This is a genomic window from Novipirellula rosea, assembly GCF_039541335.1.
Taxonomy (GTDB): Bacteria; Planctomycetota; Planctomycetia; order Pirellulales; family Pirellulaceae; genus Novipirellula; species Novipirellula rosea.
This window is the reverse complement of the sequence record NZ_BAABGA010000050.1, coordinates 98,437-112,114: the sequence shown is the minus strand read 5'-3', so window position 1 is coordinate 112,114 and position 13,678 is coordinate 98,437. Positions and strand designations below refer to the sequence as shown.

The following is a 13,678-nucleotide window of genomic DNA, read 5'->3' as shown; positions in this document are numbered from 1 at the left end:
GGCTTGTTGATTTATTCCAAATGCGAATTGCAATGGTGAGCCGTGGGCCGTAAGGCACCGGGTACCGCGTGGGACCCGGCCGCTGACGCGTCACGGCTCAATAAATCAACAAGCCGTTAACGGTTTTCGTTCGACTGGCGTATGCCCGCCGAAACTCTTGCACGAGTTCCGCTACGAAATGCTTCACCGCGCTGCGTTTTAGCGATAGCCACGGGGGCGTCACGATTCAACTGGGCGGCTAGCGCCGCACCGATTACTAAAGTGGATGACCTCGCACTCGCGACGCGAGCGCAAATGGGCCGAAGCGGCCGCGATCATTTCTAGACCACTTCTTGGGTTTGCAGCATCCAGAGGTGTTTTTCCAGCGGTGCACAGATGCCAATGCACATATCTTCGCTGATCGGGTCGAGATCGCCGAGCTTTTCGATCGCACTGCGTAGCGAATCGATCGTCGTTTTCATGGCGTCGGCTGACAACGTCACCGTCTCGCTAACTTTGACGAACTCGCGGGGGTACGCGGCCAATTCGCTCGATTCAGCCACGGTGGCGGCACGACCGTCCGGGACAACGCCCAGCGTGCTGATGCGTTCGGCGACCTCGTCACTGGCGTCGCGAACCGTCGCAATGATCTCATCGAGTTGAAGATGGATGCTGCGGAAATTAGGGCCCACGACGTTCCAGTGGGCTTGTTTCAGCAGTAGAGCAAGATCGATCAAGTTGACCAAGTTTTGCTGCAACAAGCCAGAAACTTTGTCGTTGTTCTTGTTGCTAAGAATGTCACGTTTGAAAACGGATTGAGTGTCAGTGGCCATGGTTGCTTCTAAGTTGATTGTGTTTTGAATGGAACGCCCGGCCGGGGGCAGTCCCCCAGCTCTGGCGATTCACACCAGTGTGAACAACACAATTTTAAAGCAAACGATGGACCAAAACACGTGTGGCGAGGGAAGGCGAAACGCCCGCGTGATCGGCTGGTCGCATTCCCTTTTTTTACCCGCCTTTTTTGCACAATTTACTTTGCTGTTCAGGCGGGGTGGAAGCGAATTCACCAGGCTGGACGTAAACCGCTCAGCCAATGCCTTGCCGCATTGGACTCGGTTGCTGGCAGCGAGCTACGCCTGGCGATTCTCCGCCCCTACTCTTTTTCGCTTTCGATCGTTTTGCCAAGTCCGGGTATCGGGTCGCCCTGGTCTTTTTGCAGCGTAAAGAGCATGATTTTGCTGCCCTTGGGCGACTTGAATTCTCTCGGTCGCTCGGCCCCAGGCAGTGCGTAACACAACACCCATCGGTTTTTGCCATCAAATTTGAGGATTCCCGATGCGGTCATTTTTTGAGCTTGTTCGGAGCTTCCATCCTGCTTTTCGCGAGCGACTTCACTCGGTCGTGCCGTCTCCGGAACGGAGGTCATCGTGATCTGCATCGGGTCCTGTGAATCGTCGACGGTAAAGACCGCTTGAAACCGTTGTTGTTGGTCTCGGTCGTAGGTCACGATCAAGTTGGCTGTCACCGACACGGTGCTGCCGTCAAGTTCTAGTTTGGACAATTCGCGTCCTTGGTTGACGCCATCGACGATTTGCCATCGACCCTGCATTCGTTCGTTTGCCGTGTCGCTGGATTTGTCATCCGCACGGGCAGTCGACGAAAAAGAGGCAATCGACGAAACAGAGGTGCCCAGAACGATCGCGGCAGCGATCAACAGTGTGTAACGCATGGTTCTCTCGTTTTTTAGAAACAGTGCTTTATTTGAAACAGTGCTATTGAGGTTCGTGTTGTTGCAGCGGTTTAGGCCGATCGCCGCAGGTAGTCTTGCAAACGGTTCACAGAAACACTTCGCTTCGCAGAGTTAGGCTCGGGTTTCGAATCGAGTTCTGCGCGTCGAATCGGAATGTCGCGTGGGGCTTCGATTGCGAGTTGGACGCGATTGCCCTTGGTCCGGGTAACGGTCAGAACAATGTCGTCGCCAAGTCGAATCGATTCACCTGATTTGCGGCTAAGTACCAACATGATTTCATCCTTGAGGGGTTTTGAGTCACCGATATTCCATTTTGAGCCCAGCGAGATGGCTTAGAGCCCAGTGCATCACGATTTAGCACTTGGCGTGCCGCATTCGGATTTTGTGGACACTGTAAACCGGCGTTTCGCCGTGAAACGCGGTGATTTTACGGGTTTTGTTAGGTTTTTGTCCTCCGCCTCTCGGTCGGCTTCGATGGTAAGCATCGTGGTGTTCTGCCAGCCTGGTTGATGTGGCATCAATGCAAAGGCGGTCGCTCGGTGCCATCTACGCTCAGTGCCATCTACTTTGGGTAGCGGCAAGGCGCAAACCAAAGCAGGTGGCATTGGACCGGGCGCCGGCCGTCACGAGTTGTCGGTTGTGGGCGATGCTACCAAAACACTCATCCTGAGCTGCTTTCGCGCAACGAGAGGTTGTGCCCGAGCAGATGACGCCTGTGTTGCCGCGAACTTTCATACGTCTCTCGCTAATTTTCCACAGCTCGCCATCACATGGCACACGAAATGCGTCTTGCGGTTTGTTGGTGGCATGAAGCATTCATTGCCACTTTCACCACTTCAAGAACTAAGGAGCTTACGATGTTAGGTTGGGCATTAACTTTTTTGGTGATCGCGTTGATTGCGGCGGCACTTGGTTTCGGCGTTGTCGCTGGAACCGCAGCGAGTATCGCGAAAATTTTGTTTGTTGTGTTCTTGGTGTTGTTCGTCATCAGTTTGGTGATGGGACGACGCGGCCCGGTCGCGTGATCGGTGGCATGACCATCTCAGTGCATCATTGTGTCGTTGAGTCGATGCAATGTTCATTTCATGCAAGGTTAAACGACGTGCAACACTGTCGCGTCGCTTAACCTTGCGTTCGACTTAACCCTTGCGTTCGAAAGAAAATAAGCGTTAGCAGGAAGGGCGATCATGGTGAAATGGTCTAAAAAGGACGAGCGACAGTTCGATCACATCAAAGAGAGTCAGCTGGAACGCGGCAAGTCGGAAGACGATGCCGAAGAGGTAGCAGCACGTACGGTGAATAAACAACGCCGTCACGAAGGTCGAACTCCGAACAAAACGACTCAAGGTACGGGGAACCCCAACACTCGTCTCGAAGAACGGACGGTCGACGAACTTCAAAACCTGGCTGCGGATTTAAACATCTCGGGACGCAGTAAGATGAACAAGGCCGACTTGATTGCCGCGATCCGAAAGCAGCGTTAGTCCAATACCGACGACTTTCAGATCGCCGTACCGCTATAAATACAAATTCGGAGTAGCGAAGCTCGCCAAGAGTTTCGGTCAGCATTGTCAACGCTGAAAGTCTTGGCGAGTGTCGCTCTCGACCTCGCCCCCGCTCTCAACCTCAAACACGAACAAAGATCTAGACCGCGAACGCGCGAAGTGAAGATCAATGCCGAGTTATTTGAATGAATTGATCGAGCAGATTCGTTTGGCCGATGCACTGGACATCGGAATCGTGACGCTATTGATCTATGTCGGCCTGGTTTGGCTGCGACATCGGTCGACTCAGTCGCTTGGCGTTGTGATCGTGCTGTTAGCCGCGCTCTATGTTTTGGCGGGATGGTTGGAAATGTACCTGACCACGATGGTTTTCCAATACGGAATCATCGCGGTGATCTTTTCCATTATCGTGATTTTTCAGCAAGATATTCGCCACGGCATCGAGCGGCTTGTTTCATCGCGGTGGCTGCGCCAAAGCAAACATGATTCCGCCGATTCGGGCATCATTGATACGATTGTCGAAACCGTTGCGGTGCTTGCTCGTGATCAGATCGGCGCCCTGATTGTGTTCCCAGGCCGCGAGCCGCTGACCCGGCACGTGCGTGGTGGCGTGTTGGTGGATGCCGAGATCAGTGAACCGCTGTTGCTGAGTATTTTTCATCCCAAATCGCCGGGGCATGACGGCGCAGTGCTGATCGAAGACTCGCGAATTCAGCAACTCAGTCTCCATTTGCCGCTGTCGTCCAATCTGATGAAAGTGCAAGGCAGTGGAACTCGCCATACCGCCGCGCTCGGGTTATCGGAATGTTGTGATGCCTTGGTGGTGGTCGTTTCCGAAGAACGCGGCACGATCACGATCGCTCACAACGGAGAATTGACGGAGCTGGATCCGGCAGGGCTCGCCCAGCGGCTCGAGCAGTTTTTGGCCAGCCAGACGGTGACGAGTAATTTGCGTGGTGAAAGCGGGTGGGACCGCTGGTGCATGAGATTCGCAGCTTTTTCGCTGGCAATTTTGCTTTGGTTCTTGTTCGCCTATCAAACCGCCACGCTACAGCGAACGATCATTGTGCCGATCGAATATCGCAATTTGGCCGAAGATTGGGTGGTCGCGGAACCGAGATCAAGTTATGCCGAAGTGACCTTGGTGGGATCGGACAAGGCTTTCAAAATCCTCGATGTCTCGGCCATCGCCGTCTCGCTGGAACTCAAGGATATGCAGCTGGGGACTCCAAAGCGGTTGTCCACCGAACAAGCCTTGACCAATGTTCCGAGCGAATTGAGTGTCAACGAAATCGTCCCTCGCTGGGTCAATGTGGTGGTTCGCCAAAAATGATTAGCCGCTAACGGCTAGTTCTGTGATCGAGGCGGTCAGGGCTGCGATCGCGGGTTTGCAGGCTAACCACAATGCGCTGCCCCGGTCACGATTTCCCGCACGTGCTGCGTCGATCACCGTTTGCAGCTCTTTGACGGGGGACCCCGTTTCGAAAGTGCTCAACAATCCTTTTAAACTATGCCCGGTGGCAGCAGCGTCCTGCAGTTGGTTGTTCTCGAATTGAAGCTCCAAGTCGTTGACTAATTGCGGCGCATCCTCGCTGACCAGCGTTGCCATCGTGACAAGCAAGTCGCAGTCGCCACCCACACGGTCGATCGCTTCTTGAAATCGTAGTTTTTGTTCGGGTGTCAGCATCGCCTAATTCGCTTACGGCTTGAAACGGCCATTGGATTGTGAAGAGCTTCAGTATAGTTGGTGAGTTTCGCGTTTCACCCCTGCTGCATTCCGTGTGCCGCAGGTCAAAGTCTTTAGCGGGCTTCGCTGGTGAAGCGGTGCACCATTTGGGTCAACCGTTCGACGTTGATCGGTTTGCTCAGGTAATCGTTGCACCCGCTTTCGATACAGCGAGTCATGTCGCCTTGCATCGCGTCGGCGGTCAGCGCGATGATGGGACCGTCAAAACCGAGTTTACGGAGCTGTTCAGCGGTTTGGTATCCATCGAGCCGGGGCATTTGCATATCCAGCAGAATCAAATCATAGGAACGGCCTTGCCGGATCATCTCTTCGACCATTTGGATCGCAACTTCGCCGTCTTCGGCTTCGTTGACTGTCGCTCCCGCTTTTTTGAGCAACGATTTACTGAGAAAGCGGATGTCGCGGCGGTCGTCGACAACCAAGACATGACAGTCCAAGGTGATCGTTTCGGCGGGCACGGTGCTTGGCGGCGGTTCGATCGTCAATTTGGGCTGGATCATTTGCACGTCGTCAATATCGCCTGTGGAAATCGAGACCGTAAATTTGCTGCCTTTACTCAGTTCGCTCTCGACCGAAATTTCTCCGCCCAACATCTCGGTCAACCGTTTACTGATCGCCAACCCGAGTCCTGTGCCGCCGAATTCGCGATTGACATTGCCGTCCCCTTGTGAAAATGGTTGGAACAACCGCCGCTGTTGTTGTTTGCTCATTCCGATTCCGGAGTCGACAATTTCGAATTGCAGTATCCCATGGTCGTGTTGCTGATTCACATAACGCACGATGATTTTCACCATGCCGGTGGGGGTGAATTTAATTGCGTTACCAACCAAGTTAATCAGGACTTGTTTCAAACGTTTGGGATCCGAGGTGATTTCCGCAGGAATTTTACCGTGGTATTCGACATCGAGTTCAAGGTTGCTCTCAGTCGCACGGACTTCCATGATCGAGCGAACGTCTTCGACTAAATGGCTGGGCGCGAACCGTTGTTGGCTGATTTCAAATTTGCCGGCTTCGATTTTTGACAAGTCAAGAATGTCATTAATGATATCCAGCAGAAAACCACCGTTGTGCCGGATCGTGCGAACGTGCGAAAGCGTTTCGTCATCGTTGACCTTTTCGGCAATCAAGTCGGCATAGCCCAGGATTGCGGTCATCGGGGTGCGGATTTCGTGACTCATGTTCGCTAAAAACGCACTCTTGGATTCGTTCGCCGCGACCGCCTGTTCACGTGCTTCTTTGAGCGACTGTTCGAATTCATGTTGATTCGTAATGTCCAGCAGCGTGCCGATAATTTGAGAGGGGCGTTTTTGGCCTTCGCTACCTTTGCTCCACAGCGTTTTGGTTTGCAACCGCACCCAGCGGATTTGGCCGTCAAGTCGCGTGATGCGAAGGTCAAGTGGCGTCATCAGTTTCCGCCGCGTCTGGGCGGCTTTCTGAAAATACTGTTGGTACGCATCCACATCATCGGGGTAGACAAACGAGGGAGTTTGGCTCATCTCGATCTGGAACGTGTAATCTTCGGGATAGCCAACGATTCGTTTGAACTCCGGTGAAAACATCACTTTTTGAGATCGTAAATCGACATGCAACATGCCAAAACCGGCCGCTTTGGCGGCAACGCTCAAGCGTTGGGCACTGAGCCGGATCTCTCGTTCATTTCGCTTTCGTTCGGTGATGTCCACGCCGCTAGGCACCACAAATGCGACCTCGCCTTTTTCGTTTCGAGCCGGGGCAATCCTGTATTGAAGCGAGCGTTTTGAGCCGTCGGCGATCCAGTAATCCAGTTCCATTTCGAAGCTTTCCCCCGCAGCAGCACGTTGAAAGGATTCTCGGATTGAAGACTGCACCTTCGCCGATCGACGCCACCATGGACACTCCCAGAATTTTTTTCCAATGATCTGGTCCCGCGTGTATCCACACCCCGTGGTGGCTGTTTCGTTGACTTCGCTGACGTGACCATCCAGGTCGATCACGCCGACAAAGATCAAGGTGACATCGAAAATACCTTGCAGTTTTGTATTGCTGCTTTCGTAATTTTCCAATGCTGATTTGATTGCTTCTTCCGATTCACGCCGAGTGGTGATATCCAACTCGACCCCGATCATCTGCAGCGGTGAATCGCTGTCTTTGATGGAAAGATGGGCTAGCGACATCACCCAGCGGTAGGCTTTGGATGAACGCCGGATGCGATATTCACAGCGATACGGCGTACCCTCTTCCAAGCTTTGACGCAAGGTCTGCTCGACATGATCTCGGTCATCGGGATGGACCAGATCAAGAAACTCCGCGAGGCCTCCGATCGGTTGGGCGGACTCGATTCCCGATTGTTTGCTCAATTCACCGGAGCGATAGAATTGGTCGGCATTGACGTGCCATTGCCAAAGTTTCAACTCCGCAGCACTGAGTGCCAAACGCAGCCGCTCTTCGCTGGCCAGAATGCGACGCTCGGATTCCTTCGCGGCGGTGACGTCCCAGTTCAGCCCATGGATCCGTGTAATCTTGCCTTGTTCGTCACGCAGGATGGTGCCAACCGAAGCCAGCCAGATTACTTGGCCATCAGGACGAATGATGCGGAATTCGGTTTCATAGTTATCGCCATTTTCGGTCGCCTGCTTCCACACAGATTTAAGCGAAGGAAGGTCATCGGGATGGACGCTCTGAAAGAACAATTCGGATGAGGGGTTCTCTTGCCAAGGGATACCCAGTAGTTGGAATAGAGATTCTTCCCAGACGCTTCTTTCCTCGCTCCACTCCCAGGCTGACATTGCACCTGCCTTGAGCGCCATCGAAATGCGGCGTTCGTTTTCGATTAATCGCATCTGAGCGGCATAGCGATCACTAATGTCAACGCCCGAGGGGATCAGGTATTCGATATTGCCGTTGGCATCCCGGACCGGTGCCATCATGAAATCGATCATCAGCGGATTGCCTGCCTTGGAATACAATCCGACGTCGAACCGCACCGTTTCACCGGCAAAGGCGCGATCCATTGCGTCTCGCATTTGGTTGGCGACCGCGTCATCGTAAGTCCACCACGCGCATTCGGCAAAGTGTTTTCCAATCACATCGTCGCGACTCAGGCCTGCGATACTCATCGAACGATCGTCGACCTCGAGTAATTTGCCGTCGCTTCCGATCACTCCGACGAGTCCCAATTGATTGTTGATTACACGACGCAGGTGAGCTTCGCGGTCGGCGAGTTCCAATTCCCAGCGTTTTCGTTCGGTAATGTCTCGGGAAACCGCCACCAGAAATTTGATCTGCTCCGACACCCCGCGCACCGAGGTGACGATCACGTCCCACCATTTGGGCGTGGCATTGGCGGTGGGGCAAAACGCTTGGAAGCTGCCGGTTCCCCCGGCAATCGCCTCACGCAGCGCTTGGCGAACGCTCGACTGACTTTCGGCGGGCCATAACGTTTCCCAGGGCTCGGCTCGGAATGTCTCGAAATCAGCGATTTCAAACGAGGCGATCCCGGCGGAGTTCATCGTTAACATGCGACCGTCCAAGTCGAGGACTTTGATACAGTCGGGGCTACTTTCGATAATCGTGCGATTGAATTCTTCGCTTTCACGCAGTGCGTCTTCGGCGCGGGCTCTTTCGAGACGCGCGTAAACACGAGTCGTGAACTCTTGTAAAAACTCTTTCTCGTCCGCTTGCCAACGGTGCGGTTCGCTGCGAATAGCGGCCAACACAAACTTCAAACGTCGGTCGCTGATGTAGGTTGCGGTGAACATCGAACCGATTTCCAAGGCAGTAAAACGATCGGCCGAGGCGGCAGAACGTGATGCATTTTGACAGTCATCAATCGCGAGCGGGTGGCCAGCCAACAGAGCCGCTCGCTCGGGATCTTCGTGGAACTCGGCGAGGCTATGGACTCCGCGCAGACTGGCAAGACCAGGCTTGGTGAGATGTTCATAAAACACGTTCGCCGTTTCGTCGTGTTCGTTGATTTCGGACAGCGTGCATCGCGACAAATTCATGTACTCGGTGATTCGGGTACATGCCTGCTGAATGATCTCGTCGGCCGACAACGGATTGACGAATGCGGATTGCAAGTCCGCTAGAAATGCTAGGTTCAATTCGCGTGACTTGCGTTCGGTGATATCGACGGCAAACCCCGTAATCTGTAAAGCGTTGCCTTGCTCGTCGCGGTCGACGACGCCATGCACCTGAGACCAGATCGTTCGCCCATCGGTACCGCGAATGCAACGACACTCGAATTCTTCACGCTCGGAATTCGAATGCAGCACCGAGTCAATCACCTGCTGCACCACGGCGTGATCTTCGGGAATGACAATTTCCAAGAATCCCTCGGGGGTACCCTTGAATTCTTGTTTGTCATAGCCGTACATCGAATGCAGACGATCGGACCAAGTGATCTTGTTCTTGGGGATGTTCCAAACCCAGCTGCCCATGCGGCCGGCATCCAGGGCTAGCGAGAGCGTTCGCTCTCGCTGGATCATGTCGAGTTCCGCTTTTTTGCGAGCGCTGACGTCGCTCGCCACCGCGGTGATCGACAGTGGGTTGCCCTGCGAATCACGCTGGATTACACCGCGGCCGTAAGTCCAGATGATTTGCTGATCATCGCCCCGGATGACCCGGAAATCCATCTCGAATTCTTCACATCTGCCGCTGTACGCTGCGTCAAGACGGCCCTGAACATAGTCGCGATCATCGGGGTGAATGATCTGCAGAAATCCTTCGGCCGTCGCTACGAATTGATCTTTCTTGTAGCCGAGTAACTCGTACAAGTGGTCCGACCATGTGACCTGATTCTCGGACATCTTCCAGTGCCATGATCCTAGGCGGCCGGCACGAAAGGCAAGATCAAGGTCCTCACGCTGCTTGACTACCACTCGCTCGGCTTCTTTGCGATCAGTCACATCTAAAAATGTCACCACACAGCCGATCGTTTGACCCTCGCGGATCATCGGATAGGACCAGTACTCGACATCAAAGGGTGTGCCGTCGGCTCGCCAAAATATCTCGTCGTCAATATGGACTTGTGCACCGACACGGAATGCTTCGTAGATCTGACATTCATCATTCGGACAATCGCGGCCATCACGACGCGTGTGATGGATCAGTTGATGCATCTGTTTGCCGACAAGTTCTTCGGGATCTGCATAACCCAGCAATTCGGCGCACGACGCATTGGCAAACGTGCAGATGCCTTCGGGGTCGATGCCGTAGATGCCTTCGGCAGTCGAGTTTAGCAAGGCGACGATTCGCTCATCCCGCTCAAAGATCGTTTGCACAAATTGTTTGTGCTCGGTGATATCACGCAGATACGCAGTGAAAAAGGGAGACCCGTCACGAGTCTTTGTTGCGTTGATGGCAAGCTCGACGGGGAAATGTTCGCCGTTGGATCGCAGGGCCGTCAATTCAATTCGGCGACCGATCACCGTGGATTCGCCCGAGGCCAAGTAGCGTTTGAGTCCACGCGTGTGCGCGTCACGAAATTCTTCGGGAACAATTGTGTCGGCTAATAAACGCCCCCTCACTTCATCTTGTTTGTAGCCAAACGTCTGCTCTGCAGCAGGGTTAAAATCCACGATCCGTCCATCGACGTCCATTGTGATGATCGAGTCGAGTGCCGAGGCCAAAATCGCAGACTTGCGAGCTTCTTCGTCACGCAAATTCGCATCGGCTTGGGTATGACGAATGAATTGTCCCAATTCAATGCCGATCGATTGCAACATTGCCAAAAACGGCTGCTCATATTTGCCTGAGCGTCGTGAGAAAACTTCGATCACACCAAAGAAGTCCGTACCCACTACGATCGGCATCGCCATCGCTTGGGTCAGCCCCGCTGCAATGGTATGCGTGCGAGAAAAATTCGAGTCTGCGGATAGCTTTTCGATTGAATGTGCGGCCAACGACTGCCAGACGCGGCCGGGTAGCCCTCGCCCTTTGCTAAATTCAAATTCCTGATTTTTGGCAGCAACTTGCTCCATCTCGGGATCGTTTGGCCCTACCGAGACGTCGGTGCATCGCAGCAATTGGTGCTGAGCATCGGGTAGCCAAATGGCGCAGATATCGGCTCCCAGCGATTCTCGAATCGCCTTCAAAACCTTAGGAACCGCCGAGTCAAACGACTTCGCATCGGCGAGCAAACGGATGACTTGATGTTCCGTTGTCATCCGAATTGTCGATTGCTTTTGCAGCGTGATGTCGATGAAGGTTAAAATTAATCCGTCCGCTTTGTCGCCACGCATGTATGGCAGCACGCGGCGGAGGAACCAGCGTCCGTCGTTCGTTTCGATCTCATGTTCAAGTCGCTCGTTGCTGGCCGATAGCTCTTCGACGCTGGGGAGCGCCGGCATTTTGACGGCGTCATGCGAGATGTCACCCAGCGGACGTCCAATATCGCTGGCGATCAACCGATAGATTTGCGAGGCGGCAGGCGAGTACCAGATCGTGTTTTGGTTTGCATCTAAACAAATCGTTGCAATTTGGGTGCTGCGGAACAGGTTCTCGAGATCGGTATTGATGTTGGCGATCGCGTCTCGGCTAGCACGGATCTCTTCACGTGACGTTTCCAATTCCTCGTTTGCCGAATGCAACTCTTCGTTCATCGACAACAATTCTTCGTTAGACGATTTCAACTCTTCATTAGTCGCTTCCATGTCCTGCATCGTCTGTTCAAGATCGCTGCGAGTGGTCTCGAGTTCGCGTTCAATCTGAATGATCAGCGAGTCGGTGTCGGGGTGCGGAGGCTGGGTGAGTCCGTCGCTCTCGTCACGTTGGATGGGTAAGCCGACATCGTGAAAGACGACCAAAAATAACGGAGCGTCTTCGCCCAAACGGGGCATCGGTTGGACGGTCAACATGACCCGTTGGACTTGGTCGCCGTCACGCAGCGACAAGTTTTCGTGCTGGACTCGGCGGCTCGTTCTTTTGGCTTCCGCAATCGCGGCACGCAAACCAATTTGCAAGCCACTTGCCGCCATTTTGACGATGTTGTTTTCAAACGGTCCTGCGGTCAGGTTGAGATACTTTTTGATATTTGGCGATGACGTTAGCACTTGGCCTGATTCATCAATGACCGCCGTTTTCGGAGTGAATTCGTCGAGCACAATCCGCTGCATCATGTCTGTCAAATCGACTGATGAGTCTGGGGCGATGGCCGATCGAGGGGATGTCGCGGCTCGCGGCAGGAAACCCGTTGGCGTTGCCGATCCGATCGCGGTCCCTTTCCGCTGCGAAATGCGGGACTTGGCATCGAGGGGGCGAAACAGTTCCCCGTGCGAGGCAATGCTTTCGCTGGGGCCTAGAAAGAGGTAACCCGCGGGACTTAACGCATAATGAAACAGCGGAATTAATTTCTTTTGCAGGTGTGGTCCGAGGTAGATCAATAGATTGCGACACGAGATCAGATCGAGTCGCGAGAACGGAGGGTCGCTGATCAAATTGTGATTCGAAAACAGCACCAGCTCGCGAATCTCTTTCGCGACGTGATATTTCGTCCCCTGTTTGACGAAGAACCGTTTCAATCGCTTGGGGCTAATGTGGTCGCGGATCCCCAGCGGATACGTGCCACGGCGGGCAATCGCTAAGGAACGCTCGTCGATGTCCGTCGCAAAGATCTGGACCTTGGGCGCAGTGGGGAGGTTGTCCATCACTTCGCGACACAATATCGCCATCGTGTACGCTTCCGCCCCGTTGGCGCAGCCGGCAACCCAAATACGCACATTGTCGTTGGGGTCACGGTTTTCGAAGATCTTCGGCAACACTTGATTACGCAGAGCTTCGAAGGCCTCGGGATCTCGAAAGAACGCGGTGACCCCGATCAACAAGTCTCGAAAGAGAGCTTGGATCTCGTCATCATTTTGCGTGAGGTGTTCGATATATTGGTTAACCGAAGCGATTTTCCGCACCTGCATTCGCCGTTGGATACGCCGCTGCAGCGTACTGGACTTGTAATGCTGGAAATTATGCGAAGTGACCTTCATCAGCTTTTCCGCGATTACTGGAATCGCTTCTTCGATCTGCTGCCCCAAATGATGGGAAGAAACCGAAGCGGCTTGATCCGACAAATGACGGGCATAACGTAGCAGTTCGCCAGCAATCTCGCGGGGCGGGATCACGTGATCCGCGACTCCCGTCGTTGCAGCGCTACGAGGCATCGAGTCGTATTTGGCAGACACCGGGTCTTGCGCAAACGTCAAGCCGCCGCGGTCGCTGATCGCTTTGAGTCCCAACGTTCCATCGCTGCCGGTGCCCGACAGGATCACGCCGAGACCACGCTCTTGTTGGTCTTGGGCAAGCGAATGCAAGAAATGGTCAATCGTCGATGTGCGGCGAATCTCATCCTCTGGTTGGACGATGCGGACCGAACCATTGTGTAATTCCAGCAACGTTTGCGGGGGGCAGATGTAAACCCTGTCCCCAATCAGCGCTGTGCGATCGGTTAATTCAACCACCGGCATCGAGGTCGATTTTGATAATAATTCGACCAACAGCGATTTGCTTTGAGGATCCAGATGTTGGATGAACACGATGGCCATCCCCGGTGCATCGCCGAGCGCTTTCAACAGTTCCTGGAATGCTTCGAGTCCACCGGCCGATGCGCCCACGCCGACGATCAGTGGCGAGGCATCGCCGACGCGATTTTGCTCCGATTTTTTGTCACGATTCATACGCTTTTACCTTGCCAGCGGACGCATCGCGCCACTGCCGCATCCGGCTCTT

At 53.9% G+C, this 13,678-nt stretch carries 8 protein-coding genes; 3 read left to right on the top strand and 5 right to left on the bottom strand.

Features of this window, described 5'->3' with window-relative positions; translation table 11 throughout:
- Positions 1–320: 320 nt before the first annotated feature.
- The 3 genes from ABD971_RS20740 to ABD971_RS20730 all read right to left on the bottom strand — a co-directional run bounded on the left by ABD971_RS20740 (position 321) and on the right by ABD971_RS20730 (position 2,001).
- Positions 321–812 (bottom strand): Dps family protein, encoded by a 492-nt coding sequence (locus ABD971_RS20740; RefSeq protein ID WP_339942513.1) that lies wholly within the window; start codon positions 810–812, stop codon positions 321–323.
- Positions 813–1,132: 320 nt separating this feature from the next.
- On the bottom strand, positions 1,133–1,708 hold the full coding sequence (locus tag ABD971_RS20735; protein WP_345325197.1) for a TIGR03067 domain-containing protein: 576 nt from the start codon (positions 1,706–1,708) through the stop codon (positions 1,133–1,135).
- Between the two features lie 71 nt (positions 1,709–1,779).
- Positions 1,780–2,001 (bottom strand): carbon storage regulator, encoded by a 222-nt coding sequence (locus tag ABD971_RS20730; RefSeq protein ID WP_339942515.1) that lies wholly within the window; start codon positions 1,999–2,001, stop codon positions 1,780–1,782.
- A 585-nt stretch (positions 2,002–2,586) separates the two neighbouring features.
- Here ABD971_RS20730 and ABD971_RS20725 point away from each other — a divergent pair.
- The 3 genes from ABD971_RS20725 (at position 2,587) to ABD971_RS20715 (ending at position 4,567) form a co-directional block, all read left to right on the top strand.
- The gene (locus ABD971_RS20725; RefSeq protein ID WP_339942516.1) at positions 2,587–2,754 is read left to right on the top strand and encodes a DUF1328 domain-containing protein; all 168 of its coding nucleotides are present in this window, start codon (positions 2,587–2,589) and stop codon (positions 2,752–2,754) included.
- Between the two features lie 162 nt (positions 2,755–2,916).
- Positions 2,917–3,213: a Rho termination factor N-terminal domain-containing protein gene (locus ABD971_RS20720; protein WP_339942517.1), complete on the top strand. Its 297-nt coding sequence runs from the start codon at positions 2,917–2,919 to the stop codon at positions 3,211–3,213.
- A 190-nt stretch (positions 3,214–3,403) separates the two neighbouring features.
- Positions 3,404–4,567 (top strand): diadenylate cyclase, encoded by a 1,164-nt coding sequence (locus ABD971_RS20715; RefSeq protein ID WP_345325193.1) that lies wholly within the window; start codon positions 3,404–3,406, stop codon positions 4,565–4,567.
- On the opposite strand, the gene ABD971_RS20710 is transcribed toward ABD971_RS20715, so the two are convergent.
- Both ABD971_RS20710 and ABD971_RS20705 read right to left on the bottom strand, forming a co-directional pair.
- Positions 4,568–4,921 (bottom strand): hypothetical protein, encoded by a 354-nt coding sequence (locus ABD971_RS20710; RefSeq protein ID WP_339942519.1) that lies wholly within the window; start codon positions 4,919–4,921, stop codon positions 4,568–4,570.
- A 113-nt stretch (positions 4,922–5,034) separates the two neighbouring features.
- A complete protein-coding gene (locus ABD971_RS20705) occupies positions 5,035–13,626 on the bottom strand; it encodes a PAS domain S-box protein (RefSeq protein ID WP_345325191.1) in 8,592 nt (2,863 codons plus the stop codon).
- Between the last annotated feature and the right edge of the window lie 52 nt (positions 13,627–13,678).